At 68.5% G+C, this 19,350-nt stretch carries 17 protein-coding genes; 8 read left to right on the top strand and 9 right to left on the bottom strand.

The window, feature by feature from the left end; translation table 11 throughout:
• The first annotated feature begins 136 nt into the window (after nucleotides 1-136).
• The 6 genes from CHB69_RS00985 to trpC all read left to right on the top strand — a co-directional run bounded on the left by CHB69_RS00985 (nucleotide 137) and on the right by trpC (nucleotide 6,343).
• Nucleotides 137-2,080 carry a peptidylprolyl isomerase gene (locus CHB69_RS00985; protein ID WP_089214122.1) on the top strand — a complete coding sequence of 648 codons (1,944 nt, stop codon included), beginning with the start codon at nucleotides 137-139 and terminating at the stop codon, nucleotides 2,078-2,080.
• A 2-nt stretch (nucleotides 2,081-2,082) separates the two neighbouring features.
• Complete coding sequence (gene trpE, locus CHB69_RS00980) at nucleotides 2,083-3,600, top strand: anthranilate synthase component I (RefSeq protein WP_089214121.1); 1,518 nt, start codon at nucleotides 2,083-2,085, stop codon at nucleotides 3,598-3,600.
• On the top strand, nucleotides 3,597-3,860 hold the full coding sequence (locus tag CHB69_RS00975) for a hypothetical protein (RefSeq protein WP_089214120.1): 264 nt from the start codon (nucleotides 3,597-3,599) through the stop codon (nucleotides 3,858-3,860). Before trpE ends, CHB69_RS00975 begins: the two co-directional genes overlap by 4 nt.
• Nucleotides 3,857-4,447, top strand: a complete 591-nt coding sequence (locus tag CHB69_RS00970) for an anthranilate synthase component II (RefSeq protein ID WP_089214119.1) — start codon at nucleotides 3,857-3,859, stop codon at nucleotides 4,445-4,447. The genes CHB69_RS00975 and CHB69_RS00970 overlap by 4 nt, the downstream gene beginning before the upstream one ends.
• On the top strand, nucleotides 4,444-5,442 hold the full coding sequence (trpD, locus tag CHB69_RS00965) for an anthranilate phosphoribosyltransferase (protein WP_089214118.1): 999 nt from the start codon (nucleotides 4,444-4,446) through the stop codon (nucleotides 5,440-5,442). Before CHB69_RS00970 ends, trpD begins: the two co-directional genes overlap by 4 nt.
• A gap of 115 nt (nucleotides 5,443-5,557) precedes the next feature.
• Nucleotides 5,558-6,343, top strand: a complete 786-nt coding sequence (gene trpC, locus CHB69_RS00960) for an indole-3-glycerol phosphate synthase TrpC (protein WP_089214117.1) — start codon at nucleotides 5,558-5,560, stop codon at nucleotides 6,341-6,343.
• Between the two features lie 25 nt (nucleotides 6,344-6,368).
• Here trpC and CHB69_RS00955 read toward each other — a convergent pair whose 3' ends face one another.
• From CHB69_RS00955 to CHB69_RS00945, 3 genes are read right to left on the bottom strand one after another with little or no spacing between them, the layout of a single operon-like run.
• Entirely contained in the window at nucleotides 6,369-7,748 is a 1,380-nt protein-coding gene (locus tag CHB69_RS00955) for a sensor histidine kinase (protein WP_089214116.1), read from the bottom strand.
• Nucleotides 7,745-8,668 carry a hypothetical protein gene (locus tag CHB69_RS00950; RefSeq protein WP_089214115.1) on the bottom strand — a complete coding sequence of 308 codons (924 nt, stop codon included), beginning with the start codon at nucleotides 8,666-8,668 and terminating at the stop codon, nucleotides 7,745-7,747. Before CHB69_RS00950 ends, CHB69_RS00955 begins: the two co-directional genes overlap by 4 nt.
• A gap of 58 nt (nucleotides 8,669-8,726) precedes the next feature.
• A complete protein-coding gene (locus tag CHB69_RS00945; protein WP_089214114.1) occupies nucleotides 8,727-9,941 on the bottom strand; it encodes a hypothetical protein in 1,215 nt (404 codons plus the stop codon).
• A gap of 267 nt (nucleotides 9,942-10,208) precedes the next feature.
• On the opposite strand from CHB69_RS00945, the gene gyrA reads away from it, so the two are divergent.
• Together gyrA and CHB69_RS00935 are read left to right on the top strand one after the other, a co-directional pair.
• Entirely contained in the window at nucleotides 10,209-12,935 is a 2,727-nt protein-coding gene (gene gyrA / locus CHB69_RS00940; RefSeq protein WP_170935427.1) for a DNA gyrase subunit A, read from the top strand.
• A complete protein-coding gene (locus CHB69_RS00935; RefSeq protein WP_089214112.1) occupies nucleotides 12,932-13,240 on the top strand; it encodes a DUF952 domain-containing protein in 309 nt (102 codons plus the stop codon). The genes gyrA and CHB69_RS00935 overlap by 4 nt, the downstream gene beginning before the upstream one ends.
• Nucleotides 13,241-13,255: 15 nt before the next feature.
• Here CHB69_RS00935 and CHB69_RS00930 read toward each other — a convergent pair whose 3' ends face one another.
• From CHB69_RS00930 to CHB69_RS00905, 6 genes are all read right to left on the bottom strand, one after another.
• Nucleotides 13,256-13,945: an N-acetylmuramoyl-L-alanine amidase gene (locus CHB69_RS00930; protein WP_089214111.1), complete on the bottom strand. Its 690-nt coding sequence runs from the start codon at nucleotides 13,943-13,945 to the stop codon at nucleotides 13,256-13,258.
• A 66-nt stretch (nucleotides 13,946-14,011) separates the two neighbouring features.
• The gene (locus tag CHB69_RS00925) at nucleotides 14,012-14,866 is read right to left on the bottom strand and encodes a CheR family methyltransferase (RefSeq protein ID WP_245836428.1); all 855 of its coding nucleotides are present in this window, start codon (nucleotides 14,864-14,866) and stop codon (nucleotides 14,012-14,014) included.
• On the bottom strand, nucleotides 14,863-15,972 hold the full coding sequence (gene cheB / locus CHB69_RS00920) for a chemotaxis-specific protein-glutamate methyltransferase CheB (protein ID WP_245836427.1): 1,110 nt from the start codon (nucleotides 15,970-15,972) through the stop codon (nucleotides 14,863-14,865). Before cheB ends, CHB69_RS00925 begins: the two co-directional genes overlap by 4 nt.
• Nucleotides 15,973-15,981: 9 nt before the next feature.
• Complete coding sequence (locus tag CHB69_RS00915; protein WP_089214109.1) at nucleotides 15,982-16,356, bottom strand: response regulator; 375 nt, start codon at nucleotides 16,354-16,356, stop codon at nucleotides 15,982-15,984.
• 63 nt (nucleotides 16,357-16,419) lie between these two features.
• Entirely contained in the window at nucleotides 16,420-16,857 is a 438-nt protein-coding gene (locus tag CHB69_RS00910) for a chemotaxis protein CheW (RefSeq protein ID WP_245836426.1), read from the bottom strand.
• Nucleotides 16,854-19,298, bottom strand: a complete 2,445-nt coding sequence (locus CHB69_RS00905) for a chemotaxis protein CheA (RefSeq protein ID WP_245836425.1) — start codon at nucleotides 19,296-19,298, stop codon at nucleotides 16,854-16,856. The genes CHB69_RS00910 and CHB69_RS00905 overlap by 4 nt, the downstream gene beginning before the upstream one ends.
• Nucleotides 19,299-19,350: the final 52 nt, after the last annotated feature.

Below are 19,350 nucleotides of genomic sequence, written 5' to 3'. Positions count from 1 at the left end.
CTCAAAGATGATCACGCATCGGGGCGGCGCGCAAGCGGGCCGAATCCGTTTCCCGCCTTGATGCAGCCCGGCCTCCCGCCTAAAGCAGCGCCCGACCGCGCCTTCGTGCGCCCAGCCGCGAAAGATTGCCCCTTCGATGATTACCGCCCTTCGCCGCCTTTTCGGATCTGCCATCGGCAAGTTCCTCGCGCTTGCCTTTGTCGTGATCGTCGGCCTCGCCTTCGCGCTGGGCGATGTGACCGGCAACTCGAGCTTCGGCGGCATCGGCGGCGCGAATGTCGCGCGCGTCGGCAACACCGACATCGGCCTTGGCGAACTGCGCGACCGGGTGCGGATGGCGTATAACCAGACGCGCGAACAGCAGCCCGGATTGACGATGGCGGCCTTTGTCGAATCGGGCGGGCTCGATCAGGTGCTCGACCAGCTCGTCGAGGGCGCGGCCTTCGAGCAACTGGCCGAAGATATGGGCTTTGGCGTGAGCAAGCGGCTCGTCGACGGCCGCATCGCCGACCTTCCGGTCTTTGCCGGCGTGTCGGGCAGTTTCGATCAGGCGCGTTTCGAGGCCTTTCTGACGCAGAACGGCATGACCGAGACGCAGCTTCGCCGCGACATCGCGCAGCAGCTGCTCGCCGAACAGGTCGCCGCGCCGATCGGCCGCGTGCCCGCGGTGCCGCCCGCGATGGCCGAGCCCTATGCGGCGCTGCTCCTCGAAAAGCGGCAGGGTCTGGCGACCTTCGTGCCCGCGAGCCCCTTTGCGCCCAAGAGCGATCCGGGCGACGATGTGCTGCGCAAATATCTGACGCAGAATGTCGCGCGCTATTCGATCCCCGAGCGCCGCGTGATCCAATATGCGCTGTTCGATCGTGGCTCGGTCAAGGCGCCACCGGTGACCGACGCCGAAATCGCCGAATTCTACAAGCGCAACGCCGCGCAATATGCCGCCAAGGAAACGCGCCGGCTGGCGCAGGTGATCGCCCCCGACAAGAAGACGGCCGACGGCATCGCGGCCAAGGTTCGCGGCGGCGCGTCGCTGTCCGATGCCGCCAGGGCCGCGGGGCTTTCGAGCTCGAACACCGGCGACCTCACCCAATCGGCCTATGCCGCGACGACGAGCGCCGACGCCGCAAAGACTGCGTTCGCCGCCAGGCAAGGCGACCTGCTCGGCCCGACGCAGACCGAACTCGGCTGGTCGATCGCGCGCGTCGAGAATGTCACTACGACGCCGGCGCGCAGCCTGGCCGACGCGACGCCGGAGATTCGCGCCCAGCTCGAAAAGAACAAGGCCGAAGAGGCGGTCGTCGATTATTATAACGCGGTGCAGGATGCGGTGAACGGCGGCGCCTCGATCGAGGAGGTCGCGTCCGACCGCAAGCTGGAACTGCACGAGACCCCCGCGATCCTGCCGAGCGGCCGCGCGCCCGCGAAGCCCGACTTCGCCCTGTCGCCCGACCTCGCGCCGATGGTCGCGCAGGCGTTCCAGGGCGCATCGGAAGGCGAAGGCCAGCTCGCGACGCTCAAGCAGAATGAGCAATTTGCGGTCTTTGCCGTCAAGTCGGTCGTGGCCGCCGCACCGCCGCCGCTCGCCGAAATCCGCAGCGAGCTGCTCGCCGACTGGCGTCTGGCGCAGGGCCAGAAGGTCGCCCGCGACAAGGCGCGCGCGATCGTCAAGGCGGTCGAGGGCGGTCAGGATCTGCCCGCTGCGGTCCGCGCCGCCGGGCCCAATATCGGCAATGTCCAGGCGATCGGCGGCAGCCGCGCCGAAATCGCCCGCGACGGCGCGCAGGTGCCGCCCGAGCTCGCGCTGCTCTTTTCGATGGCCGAGGGCAGCGTCAAAACGCTCGAAATCCCCGGCAATCGCGGCTGGATGGTGATTTCGCTGGGCAAGGTCGACCGCCCCGACGCCAAGGACATCGACCCCGAACAGGTCAAGGGCCTCGCACGGCCGCTCGGCCCGGCGTTCGGCAACGAACTGGTCGCGCAGCTCGCGACCGAGGCGAAGCGCCGCGCCGAGGTGCAGATCAACAAGGACCTGCTCGAGCAGCTTCGCAAGGAGCTGACCGGAGCGGCCGCGGTTCAGTAGAAGTGGCGCTCGAGGGCAGAGCAGCAGCGCTCGAGGCGCTGGCGCAGGGGCGCGGCGCGGTCGTCTGGCAGCGGCTGATCGCCGACGTCGAAACGCCGGTTTCGGCCGCGCTCAAGCTGATCGAGCCGGGACGCGGCGACTGGGTGCTCGAATCGGTCGAAAGCGGCGAGACGCGCGGGCGCTACAGCCTGATCGGGCTCGATCCCGATTTGATGTTCGAAGCGACCGGCGATGCGGCGCGGATCAACCGCGACTGGCGCCACGACAAGGGCGCCTTCGTGCCGCTGGCGGGCGGCGCGCTGCAGGCGCTGCGCGACCTGGTTGCCGAATGCCGCTTCGACGTGCCCGAAGGCCTGCCCAAGGCGCTGGCAACGCTCGTCGGCTTTTTCGCCTATGAAACGATCGGCCTCGTCGAGCGCATCCCGCGTGCGCCGGGCGCGGGGCTCGGCCTGCCCGACATGATCTTCGTGCGCCCGACGACGATCCTCGTCTTCGACCGGCTCGCCGACGAGCTGTTCCTGATCGCGCCGATCTGGCCCGACGCCGACGGCGCGATCGACCGGATGATCGAGGCGGCGAACGACCGGCTCGAAGGCATCGCCGCGCGGCTGTCGAGCGCGAACGCGCACGCCGCGCGCGCAGCCACCGGCGCGCAGCCGGGCGACATCGTCCGCCACGCCGCAACGAGCCCCGAACGCTATGCCGAAATGGTGCGCGCGGCGAAGGATTATATCGCGGCGGGCGACATTTTTCAGGTCGTGCTGTCGCAGCGCTTTTCGACCCCCTTCGACCTGCCGCCCTTCGACCTTTATCGCGCGCTGCGGCGGATCAACCCCTCGCCCTTCCTCTATTTCCTCGACCTGCCGGGCTTCGCGCTGATCGGATCGTCGCCCGAGATATTGGTGCGCGTGCGCGACGGCGAGATCACGATCCGCCCGATCGCCGGCACCCGGCCGCGCGGCCGCACGAGCGCCGAGGATGCCGAGAATCGCGAGAGCCTGCTCGCCGACCCCAAGGAGCGCGCCGAGCATCTGATGCTGCTCGACCTCGGCCGCAACGACGTCGGCCGCGCGGCGACGGGCGGCAGCGTCACCGTGACCGACAGCTATACCGTCGAATATTACAGCCACGTCATGCACATCGTATCGAACGTCATCGGCCGCCTGTCGCCGGGCAAGGATGCGATCGACGCGCTGTTCGCGGGCTTTCCCGCCGGCACCGTCAGCGGCGCGCCCAAGGTGCGCGCGTGCCAGATCATCGCCGAGCTCGAAGCCGACGTCCGCGGGCCTTATGCCGGCGGCGTCGGCTATTTCGCGCCCGACGGCAATATGGACAGCTGCATCGTGCTGCGCACCGCGATCGTCAAGGACGGCACCATGTATGCGCAGGCGGGCGCGGGGATCGTCGCCGACAGCGATCCGGCCTATGAACAGCGCGAATGCGAAGCCAAGGCGGGCGCCCTCTTCGCCGCGGCGCGCGAAGCGGTGCGGCTTGCGGGGACGCCGGGATACGGGCAGTGACTACGTCGCTGCCTGTTTCCGCCGATCTCATCAGGCGAGTCACGTTTTTCAAGCGTGATGAGGTGACTTCGGATCTCATTTGTTGCGAAATAGCGTCTGATGACGACCACTGGATTTTCCACGAAGAGTTGGAGAGCTGGGAGTTACTCCTAGCCGAGATCGCTCTCCTTCCGAATTTCAAGACTGATTGGTATGAACGGGTCAGCCAACCGGCCTTCGCACCATCGCCATTCATCGCTTATGACAAGCAGGGCTCATGATCCTCGTCATCGACAATTACGACAGCTTCACTTTCAACCTCGTTCATTATCTGATCGAGCTGGGGGCCGAGGTGCGCGTCGAGCGGAACGATGCACTGACAGCGGCCGAGGCGCTCGCGACCGGGGCCGATGCGCTGCTGATTTCGCCGGGGCCCTGCACGCCGAACGAGGCGGGGATCAGCCTCGATCTCGTCGCCGCCTGCGCCGATGCAGCGCGGCCGCTGCTCGGCGTGTGCCTGGGACATCAGGCGATCGGGCAGCATTTCGGCGGGACGGTGCAGCGCGGGCACCTGATGCACGGCAAGACCTCGCCGGTGTGTCACGACGGCAGCGGACTGTTCGCAGGCCTGCCCTCCCCCCTCACCGCGACGCGCTATCACAGCCTCGAGGTCGTCGATATTCCGGACTGCCTGCCGATCAACGCGACGAGCGACGATGGCGCGGTGATGGGCTTTCGCCACGCCGAACTCCCCATCCATGGCGTGCAATTCCACCCCGAAAGCATCGCGACCGAACATGGTCATGCGATGCTCGCCAATTTCATGGCGCTGGCGGGGCTGCCGGTCGCCAAGCGGCAGGCGGCATGAGTCGCTTCGGCCCCTTTCCCGACCCGGCCGCGCTTCTGGATCGGGACGAAGCCGAAGCGGCGTTCGCGACGATGCTCGACGGCGGCGGCAGCGACGAGGAGGTCGCCGCCTTCCTGTCGGCGCTGTCCGACCGCGGCGAGACCGCGACCGAGATCGCCGCGGCGGCGCAGGCGATGCGCGACCGGCTGATCCCGATCGAGGCCCCCGAAGGCGCGATCGACGTCTGCGGCACCGGGGGCGACGGGCATCATACGTTGAACGTCTCGACCGCTGTGTCGATCGTCGTCGCGGCGTGCGAGGTTCCGGTCGCAAAGCATGGTAATCGCGCCGCTTCCTCCAAGTCGGGGGCCGCTGATACCTTGGAAGCGCTCGGCCTCGACATGGCGCGCGCGAGCGAAATGGCCGAAGCGCAGCTCGCCGATCTCGGCATCTGCTTCCTCTTCGCCGCGCACCACCATCCGGCGATGGCGCGCATCATGCCGATCCGCAAGGCGCTCGGCCGCCGCACCATCTTCAACCTGATGGGGCCGCTCGCCAATCCGGCGCGCGTGCGGCGCCAGCTGATCGGCATCGCGCGCCCCGCCTATGTCCCCGTCTATGCCGAGGCGCTCCACCGGCTCGGCACCGACCATTCGCGCGTGATCTCGGGCGACGAGGGGATCGACGAACTGTCGCTCGCGGGCGGCAACGAGGTCGCGGTCGTCACCCCCGAGGGCGTTCGGATGCAGCGCAGCCACGCCGCCGACGCGGGCCTGCCGACGCGGCCGATTTCGGATATCCGCGGCGGCGATGCGGCCTATAATGCCAGGGCGTTGCGCGGCCTGCTGATGGGCGAGCCCGGCGCCTATCGCGACGCGGTGCTCTACAACGCCGCCGAGGCGCTCGTCGTCGCGGGCGCCGCGGATACGCTCGTCGAGGGCGTCGAGGAAGCCGCCGAGGCGATCGACAAGGGCCTCGCCAACGCGCTGCTCAACTGCTGGATCGCGTATAAATGAGCACTTTTTTCCTCGTCATTGCGAGCGAAGCGAAGCAATCCAGAGCGGTCTTGCGCAGCTCTGGATTGCCGCGGGCCTGCGGCCCTCGCAATGACGGACAAGCGGGACGCACCCAGTGAACAAGCTCACCGAAATATTGGCGACCAAGGCGGAGGAAGTCGCCGAGCGCCGCAAATCGCGCTCGGTCGCCGCGCTCGACGCGGTCGATGCCGGCCCGGTGCGCGGCTTCGCCGCCGCGCTGGAGGCGAAGATCGCCGCGGGCGGTTTCGGCCTGATCGCCGAAATCAAGAAAGCCTCGCCGTCCAAGGGGTTGATCCGGGCGGATTTCAATCCTGCCGATCATGCGCGCGCCTATGCCGCGGGGGGCGCGGCCTGCCTGTCGGTGCTCACCGACGCGCCTTATTTTCAGGGGCATGAGGAATATCTGATCGCCGCGCGCACGGCGTGCCCCTTGCCGGTGCTGCGCAAGGATTTCATGATCGACCCGTGGCAGGTCGCCGAAGCGCGCTCGATCGGCGCCGACGCGATTTTGATCATCGTCGCGGCGCTGGGCGACGACGCGATGCGCGAGATCGAGGCCGCGGCGATCGAACGCGGCATGGACGTGCTGGTCGAGGTGCATGACGAAGCCGAGCTGGAGCGCGCGCTGAGAGAGCTCAAATCGCGCCTGATCGGCGTCAACAACCGCGACCTCAGGACTTTTCAGACCGACCTCGCGGTCACCGAACGCCTCGCGAAGCTGGTGCCGCCGGGAAGCTTGCTCGTCGGCGAAAGCGGCATTGCGACCCACGCCGATTGCCGGCGGCTCGCGGCGAGCGGCGTGCGCGCTTTCCTCGTCGGCGAAAGCCTGATGCGTCAGGCCGACGTCACGGCGGCAACGAAAGCCTTGCTCGAGGGCTGAAGCGCGCGCTTGGAGCCTTTCCGGGCTAGCCGGGATCGCGCGCGGGGAGGGTCAGGGTGAAGCGCGCGCCCTGCCCCGGCGCGCTTTCGACCGTCAGGTCGCCCTCCATCGCGCGCGCGAGGCGCCGCGCGATATAGAGGCCGAGCCCCGAGCCGCCGCTGTCGGTGCGGCCGAGGCGTTCGAATTTCTCGAACACCACGTCCTGCTGGTCGGCCGACAGCCCCTGCCCCTGATCGGCGATCGTCACCGAGGCGCGGTCGCCCTCGCGATCGACGCGGATCCAGATCTGCGAATCGAGCGGCGAATAGCGGATCGCATTGCCGAGCAGGTTCAACAGCACCTGCAAGACGCGGCGGAATTCGCCCCACGCGGGCATCGGATCGTCGGGGCGCGGGGTGTCGATGCGAATCCCCTTTTCCTCGGCCTTCATGCCGAGCAGCCCGACCGCGCGCCGGGCGAGGTCGCCAAGGTCGATCTCGTCGCGCGCCGCCTTGAAGCCGGGGCGTTCGATATTCTGCAAATCGGCGAGATCGTCGACGAGCCCGAGCAAATGCCGTCCCGCATGGGCGATGTCGCCGGCGTAGCGCGCATAATCGGCGCGGATCGGTCCGTCGAACTGGCCCGAGATCGTTTCGGCGGTGGCGATGATCCGGCTGAGCGGGCCGCGCAGCGCACCGTCGATCCGGCGCCCGAACTGCGGATCGGACAGCGGCAGCGAGCCGAAGGCGGGATCGGTGCGCGGTTCGGGTGCGCCCGCCGCCGAACCCGGCCCGTCGACCGGGACCGCGATGCCGCGAAAGCCGGTAAAACGCCCGGTTGCATCGAACTGGGGGTCGCCCGAGAGCATCCAGGCCGCATGGGCATTGGCGCCGGCAACGCGCACGCGCTGCCCCTCGAAGCGTGATTGCTGCGCGAGCGCGCGCAGGACGGCGAACCGCCCCGCCTCATTGGGCTGCAGCTCGAACTGTTCGGACAGCGACAAGCCTTCCCAGCCGGCCGGCACCGGCGGCGCATCGACGCCGGCGCGCAGCACGACCAGGCGCAATTGGCCGTCGCATTCCCACGCCCAGGCGTGCGGCGCCGCGGCCATGTCGGGAATCGAGGGCACCTGCGGCTGGCCGACCGGCCCGGTGCGCCAGTCGCTGATCTCCAGATTGGCGCCGTCGGCATCGGGCATGACCCGCACCAGAGCGTGGATATCGCTGTGATCGTCGGCGGCATAGAGCGGCCGGCTGATGTCGCGCTGGAGCCGCTGGGCGAGCGCGACGAGCCGCGCGAGTTGCGGCAGCGCCAGCGGCCGGTCGAGCCCCGCCCCGGCGCGCCGTTGCAGCTTCAACAGCGGGGCATCGGCGCTGACCAATATGCCGGCACGGTCGATCCGGCCCCGGACGATGCGCTCGCTCATCCCCGCACCTCTGCCCGCGGCGCCGAATGGTCGGCCAGAACGCCGGGAACGGCTCGATCGGTGAGCTGGGCGAACGAGGCTTCGAGCGGCGCGAGCGCGGCGCGGTCCAGGCGCAGCGGTGCGAGCAGCAACGGCAATGCCGCCGGTTCGGCACTGAGGAGCGCCACTGCCATCGCTTCGAAACGCGCGCCATGCGCCGAAGCCGCAAGCGCGATCAGCGCCGGCCAGTCGTGCCGCGCAATCGCTGTTTCGGCCGCTTCGGCGAGCGCCTGTTCGGCCGCCAGCGCCGCATGATAGTCGCGTGCAGCGGCGTCGATTCCGGGGGCGCTCGCCTGCTTCGCCATCAGGCCGTTGACGGCGTTGCCGAGCCTTGCCCCCTCCCCCTGATCGCCCTCGATCCGGCCGAGCTGCCAGGCGGCGATGTCGAGCAGCAGCGTACGGAACAGCGCCGGGTCGAGGTCGGCCGGCGCAATGCAGGGGCTGCCGAGCGCATCGCGGCGGCGCCCGTCGGCGATCTGCAGTTGCAGATAGGCGCGATCGACCGCCGATAGCGTCTCCTGCTCGCTCTCCGGCCGCGCATCGCCCGCCGCGCCGGCGAACGGCATCGCCGCCTGCTGCATCGACTGTTCGCGCCAGCGATGTTCCTCGGCGCGCGCAAAACAGGGCGCGGCGAGCCGCGCCGCCGCCGGCACGCCGTCGGCAAGCCAGCTCTGCCACAATATGTCCGCGTCGATCCCCCGGTCGAGCTCGCGCGCGATCTCGCACACCAGGCGCCGCGCGATGCCGAGCGCCAGCGCGCGCTGCTCCTCCGTCAGCCGCCCGGCCGCAGGCGCCGCCAGATAGGCCGCCAGCTCGGCGAGGCGCGCCGGCAGCGTCGACGGCGGCAAATCAATGCCGGGGGGGACGAAAGAGTCACTCATGCGTGTCGGGCCATATCAGAATGGCGTTAATGCGCTCTAAACCTTGAAGCGCACCGTCTTACCGCGCCTCCGGGCGCCGCGCGAGACGCAACCACAGCAGGATCTGGAACAGCGCGAGGAGCGGCAGGATCGCGAACATCGGCGCCGCGAAGCCGAACAACAGCGCCGGCGCGAGCATGATCCACGCCTGATCGGCGTCGGGCAGCAGCCAGTGGAAGCGCCGTTTTTCGCCCGAATCGACATAGAGCCAGCGCGCGAGCAGGATCGTTGCGGCGAGGCAGGGCGCCAGCGCGGCCTGTGAAAAGGGCGGCATGACATGGCCCGGCGCGGCGAGCGAAAGCAGCCAGGGAAAGACCGCGAGCAGCACCCAGGCGAAGGTACGGATGACCTCGCGCCAACGGTCCTGCGCCGCGCTTTCGGCGCGGAAGGCGGACAGGAAGCGCATCGCCGCGAGGCCGAGCCCGCCGAACACCGCCACCAGCGCCCCCGCCGCCGCGAGCCCGCTCGCCGCGAGCAGCGCGACGATCACCCACGACAGGCCGGTCAGAAAGGGCAGATAGCGCGCGGTCGCGGGCGAGCGGACGAGCAGCGGCCCCGCGAGCCGGACGAGCGGCATCATGATCGCCGAGCGGCCGAGCCCCATGCCGCCATATTCGACGCGTTGCAGGCTCGATTGCTCGATCAGCGCCGCGGTCGGGCGATCGGCGACGATCGCGATCTCGCCCTGCTCGAACAGCGCGGGTTCGCAATAGAGCCGCCGCGATCCCGCCTGCACCGCGAGGCGGAGCAAGGTGAGCATCATGTCCCATTCGCCGGGCATCGCGGCGAGTTCGGCGACCATCGGCTGCGAGATGCACGCGAGCCCGCCCCAGCGCCGCGTCGCGTCGATCCGCTCGAACCCCTGCGTCAGCACCGTGTCGCCGGTGACGAGGATCGCGGGCGACCCGGGCTTGGCGATCGCGGCATAGTGCGTGCCCCCGGCGCGCAGCCCGTCGGCGACGAGGATGATGCGGTCGTCGGGCTCGACGAGCGGCAGCAGGTCGCCGGCACCGCGCACCGGCGTCACCTTCATGCCGCGGCGCCGGATGCGGTCGCAGGTGGCGAGCAGTTCGCCCGGCACGGCGCCCACCGACACCGCGATGTGCGTGACGCCGACATCGGCGAGCCGCGCCGCCTGCCGTTCGAGCAGAGTCTCGCCCGCCACCGACACGAGCGCGCGCAGCCCGCCATCGGGCAGCGGCTCGCTGGCCCCCACCAGCGCGATCAGGGCCATGGGCCGTCAGGGATCTTGGAAAAGCGCATGGCGCCGAACCTTTAGGCGCAGACCGTCGATTGGCAAGCCGCTTCTGTGCCGCCATGCCGCCGCAATCCGGCGCGAATTCGCCTCCGCCGGACGCCGCTTTCGGCCCGTGCCGCAAAAGTGAAAAAATCCCGCCGAAACCGCGCGAATCACTGGCATATCGGCGCCCCATCGGCTAGGCCCGAAGCATCTCCCGATAAGCAGAAAAAAGGCCGGGTCTTGACCGAAGAAAATACGCCTATGCCGCCGTCCGAGGATGGCGTGTCGCCGATCAACATCGTCGATGAAATGAAGACGTCCTACCTCGATTACGCGATGAGCGTGATCGTTGCCCGCGCGCTTCCCGACGTGCGCGACGGCCTGAAGCCCGTCCACCGGCGCATTCTCTATGCCGCGCAGGAAGGCGGCTTCGTCCCCGGCCGCCCGTACAAGAAATCGGCGAAGATCGTCGGCGACGTGATGGGCAATTATCACCCGCACGGCGACAGCGCCATCTATGACGCGCTCGCACGCATGACGCAGGACTGGTCGCTGCGCGTGCCCTTGATCGACGGTCAGGGCAATTTCGGCTCGATGGACCCCGATCCGCCGGCGTCGATGCGTTACACCGAGGCGCGGCTTGCCAAGACCGCGATGGTGCTGCTGAACGATCTCGACAAGGATACGGTCGACTTTCAGCCCAACTATGACGCGAGCCGCGAAGAGCCGACGGTCCTCCCGGCGCGCTTTCCGAACCTGCTCGTCAACGGCGCGGGCGGCATCGCGGTCGGCATGGCGACGAACATCCCGCCGCACAATCTGGGCGAAGTGATCGACGCCTGCCTCGCGACGATCGACCGCCAGCTCGAGGGCGGCGCGCCGCTGTCGACCGAAGAGCTGATGCAGATCATCCCGGGTCCCGATTTCCCGACCGGCGCGATGATCCTGGGCCAGGGCGGCATCCGCAACGCCTATACCACCGGGCGCGGCTCGATCATGATGCGCGCGACGCACGAGATCGAGGAAGGCCGCGGCAGGGGAGAAGGGCGCCGCTCGATCGTCCTGACCTCGATCCCCTTTCAGGTCGGCAAGTCGGGCCTCGTCGAAAAGATCGCCGAAGCGGCGCGCGACAAGCGCATCGAGGGCGTCGCCGACATTCGCGACGAATCGAACCGCGAAGGGGTGCGCATCGTCATCGACCTGAAGCGCGATGCGACCGCCGACGTCGTGCTCAACCAGCTGTGGCGGCACACGCCGGCGCAGTCGAGCTTTCCCGCGAACATGCTCGCGATCCGCGGCGGCCGCCCCGAAATGCTGGGGCTGCAAGATATTTTGACGGCCTTCATCGCCTTCCGCGAAGAGGTGATCACCCGCCGCTGCAAATATGAGCTCGCGAAGGCGCGCGACCGCGCGCACATCTTGCTGGGGCTCGTCGTCGCGGTGTCGAACCTCGACGAGGTGGTGCGGATCATCCGCGGCGCGCCGAACCCCGCCGCGGCGCGCGAAGCGCTGCTCGCGCGCGAATGGCCGATCGGCGAAATCGCGCCCTATATCCGCCTCGTCGAGGCGATCGAGGGCGAGATGGAGGAAAGCGCCGTCTATCGCCTCTCCGAAATACAGGTGAAGGCGATCCTCGACCTGCGCCTCCACCGCCTGACCGCGCTCGGCCGCGACGAGATCGGTGACGAATTGAAGGAGCTGGCGGCGGTCATCGAGGAGCTGCTGTCGATCCTCGCCGATCGCGTCAAACTCTATGGCGTGATGCGCGAGGAACTCGTCGCGGTGCGCGACGAATTCGCGACGCCGCGCAAGACGCTGATGGCGCCCGCCGCCGACGGAATCGACGACGAGGATCTGATCGAACGCGAGGAGATGGTCGTCACGGTGACGATGGACGGCTATATCAAGCGCACCCCGCTCGACACCTTCCGCGCGCAGCGCCGCGGCGGCAAGGGGCGCGCCGGCATGGCGACGAAGGACGAGGATGTCGTCACCGAGCTGTTCGTCACCTCGACGCACACGCCGGTGCTCTTCTTCTCGACCCTCGGCCGCGTCTATCGCATGAAGGTGTGGCGCCTGCCCGAAGGCGGCCCCGCGACGCGCGGGCGGCCGATGGTCAACCTGCTCCCGCTCGAAACCGGCGAGACGATCTCGACCGTGCTGCCGCTGCCCGAGGATGAGGAGGAGTGGGGCAAGCTGCATGTCATGTTCGCGACCGCGAAGGGCAGCGTGCGCCGCAACAGCATGGACGCCTTCACCAACGTGCCGTCGAACGGCAAGATCGCGATGAAGTTCGAGGGCGAGGATGCCGACGACCGGCTGATCGGCGTCGCTCTGCTCGACGAAAGCGACGATGTGCTGCTCGCGACGCGGCAGGGCAAGGCGATCCGCTTTGCCGGCGACGATGTCCGCGAATTCCAGAGCCGCAACTCGACCGGCGTGCGCGGGATGCGCCTCGCGGCGGGCGACGAGGTGATCTCGCTGTCGATCCTGCACCGCACCGGCATCGCCGATCAGGAGGAGCGCGAGGATTATCTGCGCCACGCGCCGTGGAAGGGCGAAGACCCCGACCGCACGCCGCGCCGCATGGACGACGCGCGCTATGCCGAGCTGGCGGCGCGCGAGCAGTTCATCCTGACCGTCTGCGCCAATGGCTATGGCAAGCTGTCGTCGGCGGTCGAATATCGCCGCACCGGCCGCGGCGGCCAGGGGATCACCAACATCGACAATATCGGCCGCAACGGGCCGGTGGTCGCGAGTTTCCCCGCGACGCAGGCGCATCAGCTGATGCTCGTCACCGACCAGGCGAAGCTGATCCGCATGGGGCTCGACAGCCTGCGCGTCATCGGCCGCGGCTCGGCGGGCGTGCGGCTGTTCGACGTCGCCGAGGGCGAGCATGTCGTGTCGGCGGCACTGATCGAGGAGAGCGAGGAAGAGGCCGGCGAAGCGGTCGAGCCGGCGGAAGCGGCCAAGGACGGCGACGCATGAGCGCCGCCACCGCCTTCAAGATATTGACCGCGCAGCAATGGGCCGAGTTCGAGCGCGACCGGGTGTTCCGCGGCGCGCCGATCGACATCGCCGACGGCTATATCCACCTGTCGAGCGCCGAACAGGTCGAAGGGACGCTCGAGAAGCATTTCGCCGGGCAATCGGGGCTGCACATCGCCGAGGTCGATCTGACCCTGCTCGGCGACGCGATCCGCTGGGAGGAAGCGCGCGGCGGCGCGCTCTTTCCCCATCTTTACGGGGATTTGCCCATCGACGCGGTGGTGACGGTCACGAAGCGCGATTGACCGGCGGGCGGCGCCTCAGTCCCCTTCGGGCTGCGGCAGCAGCAAGGCCAGCAATATCGCGCGGCATTCGCCGTCGATCGTGCCGTCGATCAGTTCGGGGCGAAAGCGGCGCTGGAACGCCACCGTCGCCGCGAAACCGTCGGTCACGTCATAGCCGAAGCGTTCGAGCGCGAGCAGGAAACCCGCGTCGGTCCATAGCGGATCGGTGAGCTTTTTCGTCGGGCGCGGCAGCGCGAGGCGGCGGCGCGCGAGTTCGCCCCAGGGAAAAAGCTCGCCGGGGTCCTGCTTGCGCGCGGGGGCGACGTCCGAATGGCCGACGACATTGCCGCGCGTGACGGCATGGCGGTCCTTGATCAGATGGACGAGCCGGACGACCGAGGCGATCTGCTCGTCGGGAAAGGGGACATAACCCCATTCGTGCCCCGGATTGACGATCTCGATGCCGACGCTCGCCGAATTGACGTCGTTGATGCCGCGCCAGTGCGACGCGCCCGCGTGCCACGCGCGCTTGTCCTCGGGCACCATATGCGTGATCTGCCCATCCTCGCTGACGACATAATGCGCCGAGACTTTCGCGGCGGGGTCGGCGAGCCGGTCGATCGCTTCGGCGCCGGTCTTCATGCCGGTATAATGCAGCACGATCATCGAGACAGGCAGCGCGCGCTCGTCGAAATTGGGAGACCAGCGTTCGATAAAATCGCTCATGCGTGTCGCTGTCCATCCCTGCTGCCGCCCCGCCTCCGCTTGCGCCAGCGGGGGGCAAATTGCAAGTCAGGCCGCGCGCCGCACCTTCTGGTCGGCGGGCTCGTAGAGGCCGCGCAGCCGCGGGCTGGCGACGAACTGATCGGTCTGGCCGAGCACCGTTTCGCCCGCGCCGAGGACGAGGAAACTCTGCGGCGCGGCGGCGGCGCGCAACCGCGCGAACGCCTTTTCGCGCATCGGCTTGGCGAAATAGAGCAAGAGGTTGCGGCAGAAGATCAGATCGGCGGCACCGCCAAGCGGCGGCCGGTCGACGAGCATATTCTGCACCGAAAAATCGACGCGCCGGCGCAGATCGGCCTTGGCCAGCCACCCCGCCCCGGTCTGGTCGAACCAGCGCACCATGCGCTGCACCGGCAGCCCGCGCTGAATTTCGAACTGCGAATAGATGCCGGCGCGCGCGCGCGAAATCGCATGATAGCTGACGTCGGTGCCGACGATCTGGATCGTCCAGCCGGCCCAGCGCGCCTCCTGTTCGGCGAACAGCATCGCCATCGAATAGGCTTCCTGCCCCGTCGACACGCCGCAATGCCAGATGGTGATCCGGCGCGACGCGGCGTTGATCGTGCGCAGATGGTCGAGCGCGGTGGCGGCAATATCGTCGAAGACGCTGTGTTCGCGATAAAAGAAGGTCTCGTTGTTGAGCATCGCGTCGACCGTGTCGTCGAGCAGTTGGCGGCTGGTCGAGGTGACGAGCGCCGCGACGAGCGCGTCGAGGTCGGCGATCCCGTGGCGCTGCATCACCGGCTTCAGCGACATTTCGATGCGCCAGATGCGGCTCGGCGACAAGGTCTGTCCGGTGCGCGATTCGAGCACGGCCATCAGTACGCGATAGGCCGAATCGCTGCCGCCCCCACCGCCCATCATGGCTTGCGTCCCCCCGCGAGGCTGCCGAGCATCAGCGCGATGGCGTCGGGATTGAGCGTCGCCGCGGCGATGCCGGTCTTGCTCACCGCGCCGGGCATACCCCAGATCACGCAGCTTTCGGGCGCCTGCGCGAAGACCGTGCCGCCCGCCGCCTTGAGCCGCGCCGCGCCCTGTGCCCCGTCGCGTCCCATGCCGCTGAGGACCACCGCGACCCCGCGCTTGCCATAGAGTGCGGCGACCGAATCGAGCATCGGGTCGGCCGACGGGCAGCAGCCGTTCTCGACCGGATGGCGGTCGAGCGCGATTTCGGGGCCGCGCGCGCCCTCGACGACGCGCAGATGCGCGTCGCCCGGCGCGAGATAGACGTGGCCGCACTCGACCGCCATTCCGGCCGTCGCGACGCAAACCTTGCGCGTGGTCATCGTCGCGATCTGGCGCGCGTAAAATTCCATGAAGGCGTCGGGCAGATGCTGGGTAAGGAGGATCGGTGCGGTCACGCGCGGATCGAGGTGGGCCAGGAAATTGGCGAAGGCGGGGATGCCGCCGGTCGAGGCGGCGACCGCGATACATTCGGCGGGATGAATCCCCTCGAGCGCGGGCGCCGGCTTCACCGCGGCCGGCGGGAGGGCGCAGAGCACCGGAACCGCAAGCGGCTGCTGCCCGAGGGTCAGGATGCGTTCGGTCAGGATGTCGGCGAAGCGCCCCGAAAAGCTGCCGCGGCCCGGCTTCGCGAGCGTGTCGCTGGCACCGAGTGCGAGTGCTTCGATCGCCGCGGGACCGCCCTCGATGCAGTTCGACGACAGGATCAGCACGCGCGCCCCCTGCGCTCGCTCCAATATGTGCGGCAGCGCGGCGATGCCGTTCATGCCGGGCATCTCGATGTCGAGGACGACGACATCGACCGGCTCGCAGGCCAGATAGGCGAGCGCTTCGTGCGCCGAGGCGACCGACGCGCAAATCTTGAGTTCGGCACGCTGCTCGACGATCCGTTCGAGGATGCTGCGCACGACGAGGCTGTCGTCGACGAGCATCACGCGGACGCTGCGCGCCGTCGCGACTTCGGTAGCGCCGGCGGGCTCGGGAATCTCGGGTCGGGGTTGGGTCACCTTCAGCTCTCAGGCAACGCCGACGAGCTGCAGCTTTCCTTCGAGCGTTTCGCGATCGAACGGCTTCATCACATATTCGTCGGCACCCGCTTCGATCGCGGCGCGAATATGGTCGATGCTGTTTTCGGTCGTGCAGAAGACAACGCGCGGCCGTTCCTCAAGACCGAAGTCCAGATCATTGAAAGCACCGAGGAATTCCATGCCGCTCATCACCGGCATGTTCCAGTCGAGCAGGATGACGTCGGGGCGATTCGCGCGGCAAAAGCTGAGCGCCTCCTGCCCGTCGGCGGCTTCCTCGACCGCAAATTCCATACTTTCAAGGATATGACGCGCGACCTTGCGAATCACTTTGCTGTCATCGACGACCAGACAAGATTTCGACATTCTATATTCCCTCCGACCCCCCCGAGGTTCGCGCCGTTGTAACGCGAAGGAGTGTCCAGCCCGTTAATAAGCGCTCGCCACCGGTTCGGCGATGAGCCGCGCCGGATCGACGACGAGCAGCGAAGCACCCTGATGTTCGATCATCGCCTCGGCGATGCGCGCCCAGCCGGGCAGCAATTTGCCCGCGACGCGCGTTTCGGGTGCGTCGATGAAGCATACGTCCTCGATCGCGTCGGCGAGCAGCGCATAGCCGTGACCCGCAACGTCGACGACGATCACGCGCTGCCCCGCGGCAACCGGCACCGGGGCGAGCCCGACGACGACGTGCGGATCGATGAGCGTCAGCACGCGGCTGCGCAGCGCGAAGAGCCCCGCGACATGCGGCGGCGCGGCGGGAACCGCGACCGGCGTGCCGACGACGACGACCGAATTGATCGCGCGGCTGCGCAGCGCGACGCGCGTGTCGGCGATGCGCGCGACGAGGTAGAGCTTGTCCATCATGCGGCGCGGCCTCCCCCGACGCGCCGGCGCAACGCTTCGAGCAGCGCCTGGCGGTCGTAGCGATAAACGCTTTCCTCGTCGGACGCGGCCGCCTCCAACGAAGCGCGCAGCCGGATCATCGGCACATCGTCGCCGGCAACGCCGCACTGCGCCGGATCGTCGGCGAGACAGAGCATCACGTCGGGGCGTTCGCCGCCGGCTTCGTCGCTGCCGGCGACCCGATAGCCCGCCTGGCGGAGCAGCGGCGCGAGGAAATTGTCGCCCCAGCCATCCTGATCGCCCGCAAGAGTGCAGAGCGGCTGCCGTGTCTCGACGAGCGATGCCGCGACCGGTGCATAGCGTTCCATCAGCCAGAAAGGATCAATCACCTCGACCGGCTCGCCGCCGACGAGGACGACGCCTGCGATGAGTCCCGGCGTGGCGGCGGGCTGAACGGCGTCGGGCAGGCGGACGATGTCGATCACCGCGTCGATCGGATAGCAGAGCACCGCACGGCCGTCGTGGAGCCGCAGCAGCTTCACCGTGCCTTGCGTGTCGGGCAGGCGATCGGCGTGGACGGGGAAAATCTGTTCGCCGATCTGCGCGCGCACCTGTCCGGCGCTTTCGAAGAGCGCGAGGACGGGAACTTCTTCGACCCGCTCGATGACCGAAAGGCGCACGCCGCGCAGGCGTTGGTCGATGTCGCGGAAGAGCAGCAGTTGCGCCGCATCGCGCACGCTCGCGGCGGCATCCTCCGCCTCGCCGGCGCCGGCAGCGGCGCGCCCGCTTTCGGACGCGTCGATCGCCGCGGCGGCCATCACGCCCTGCACGTCGAGGAGCAGCACCGGCCGACCATTGTCGGGCAGCGTCGTTCCGGCGTAGAGGCCGGTCGCCATGATCGGCGGCGCGGCGGGTTTGATCACCAGTTCCTCATGGTCGTGGATCGCCGCGACGCTGATCGCATAGCTGAGCCCCTGCCCCGGCCGGACGATCACGATTGCGCGCTCGTCGGCATCGTCGCTTTCATCGACGTCGCAGTCGAGGATCGTTTCGAGGCGGAGCAGCGGGAATTGTTCGCCGCGCACGGTGACGAGTTCGCCGCCGCCGACGCGGTCGATGCGCACGCTGTCGCTGTTTTCGAGCAGAATCTCGCGAACCGCACCGCGCGGAATCGCGAAATATTGCGCCGCGGCGCGCACCATCAGCCCCGAAATGATCGTCAGCGTCATCGGCACGCGCAGCACGATCGCGAGCCCGCGCCCTTCCTCGTTACGCAGCTCGACGATGCCGCCGATCCGCTCGAGATTCGCCTTGACGATGTCCATGCCGACGCCGCGCCCCGACACCGAGGTCACCTTGGCGGCGGTCGAGAAGCCGGGGCGGAAGATCAGCTCGAGCTTGTCCTTCGGGCTGAGCGCGCGCGCTTCGGCGGCGGTCAGGATGCGCGAGGCGATCGCCTTTGCGGCCAGCGCGTCGGGCGACAGGCCGCGCCCGTCGTCGCGCACCTCGATCTCGATCTGGTTGCCCGACTGGCGCGCCGACACCGACAAGGTCGCGGTGACGCTCTTGCCCGCGGCGACACGCTGATCGAGCGGTTCGATGCCATGGTCGAGCGCGTTGCGGACGATGTGGATCAGCGGATCGCGGATATTCTCCATCATCTCGCGGTCGAGTTCGACCTCGCCGCCGGTGGCGCTGAATTCGACCTTCTTGCCCAGATCCTGCGCGAGATCGCGGACGATGCGCGGCAACGGAGCGAACAGCTTGTCGATCCGCTGCATCCGCATGTGGCTGACCGACTGGCGCATCGCGGCGATCGAATCGGAGAGGCGGTCGAACGAGGCGACGAGCGAGGCGTCGGCGCCGCTTTCGCGCAGCATCCGCGAAAATTCGTTGCGGGCGAGGACGATGTCGGTGACGCCGGTCATCACGCTGTCGAGCAGCGGCAGCGGCACGCGAATCGACCGCCACGCCTGAAGGTCGACCGAAAGATCGTCGGCTTCGGCGTCGGAGCGCGCGGGCTCGGCGGCGCTTTCGGCGGGGGCTACGGGCGCCGATCCGGTCGAGGCGAGCGCGGCGATGACCGCGCTGTCGTCGCCCGCGGGCTCGCTGCCCTGCGTGCCGAGCGCGGCGCAGAGATCGGACAGGCGATCGACGATGCCGAGGACTGCGGTGACGAGCGCCGCATCGGCCTGGCGCTGGCCGCGCCGCACCTGGTCGAGCGCATCCTCGGCCGCGTGCGCGAGCGCGGTGACGCGCGGCAGCGACAGAAAGCCCGAACTGCCCTTGATCGTGTGGACGAAGCGGAAGATCGCATCGAGCCGCTCGCGGTCGGCGGGATCGGCCTCCCACGCCACCAGCGCCCCGCCGGCTTCGGCAAGAATTTCCGACGTTTCGGCCAGAAAATCGTTCAGCAGATCGTCCATCGCGGTAACCGGTGCCCCCAATCGAGCGGCCACCATGGCGAACATTGGTTAAAGAGGGCTTTACCGGGGGAGCGACGAGCGGCCCGTC

The organism is Sphingopyxis indica (genome assembly GCF_900188185.1).
Classification (GTDB): domain Bacteria; phylum Pseudomonadota; class Alphaproteobacteria; order Sphingomonadales; family Sphingomonadaceae; genus Sphingopyxis; species Sphingopyxis indica.
The sequence above is the reverse complement of the archived record's forward strand: the minus strand, read 5'-3'. Positions and strand labels throughout refer to the sequence as shown.

Coding starts and splice junctions, on each gene's coding strand:
- CHB69_RS00985 (WP_089214122.1), top strand. CDS start 137: ATGATTACCGCCCTTCGCCGCCTTTTCGGATCTGCCATCGGCAAGTTC.
- CHB69_RS00970 (WP_089214119.1), top strand. CDS start 3,857: ATGATCCTCGTCATCGACAATTACGACAGCTTCACTTTCAACCTCGTT.
- trpD (WP_089214118.1), top strand. CDS start 4,444: ATGAGTCGCTTCGGCCCCTTTCCCGACCCGGCCGCGCTTCTGGATCGG.
- CHB69_RS00955 (WP_089214116.1), bottom strand. CDS start 7,748: ATGAGCGAGCGCATCGTCCGGGGCCGGATCGACCGTGCCGGCATATTG.
- CHB69_RS00950 (WP_089214115.1), bottom strand. CDS start 8,668: ATGAGTGACTCTTTCGTCCCCCCCGGCATTGATTTGCCGCCGTCGACG.
- CHB69_RS00945 (WP_089214114.1), bottom strand. CDS start 9,941: ATGGCCCTGATCGCGCTGGTGGGGGCCAGCGAGCCGCTGCCCGATGGC.
- gyrA (WP_170935427.1), top strand. CDS start 10,209: ATGCCGCCGTCCGAGGATGGCGTGTCGCCGATCAACATCGTCGATGAA.
- CHB69_RS00935 (WP_089214112.1), top strand. CDS start 12,932: ATGAGCGCCGCCACCGCCTTCAAGATATTGACCGCGCAGCAATGGGCC.
- CHB69_RS00930 (WP_089214111.1), bottom strand. CDS start 13,945: ATGAGCGATTTTATCGAACGCTGGTCTCCCAATTTCGACGAGCGCGCG.
- CHB69_RS00925 (WP_245836428.1), bottom strand. CDS start 14,866: ATGATGGGCGGTGGGGGCGGCAGCGATTCGGCCTATCGCGTACTGATG.
- CHB69_RS00915 (WP_089214109.1), bottom strand. CDS start 16,356: ATGTCGAAATCTTGTCTGGTCGTCGATGACAGCAAAGTGATTCGCAAG.
- CHB69_RS00910 (WP_245836426.1), bottom strand. CDS start 16,857: ATGATGGACAAGCTCTACCTCGTCGCGCGCATCGCCGACACGCGCGTC.
- CHB69_RS00905 (WP_245836425.1), bottom strand. CDS start 19,298: ATGGTGGCCGCTCGATTGGGGGCACCGGTTACCGCGATGGACGATCTG.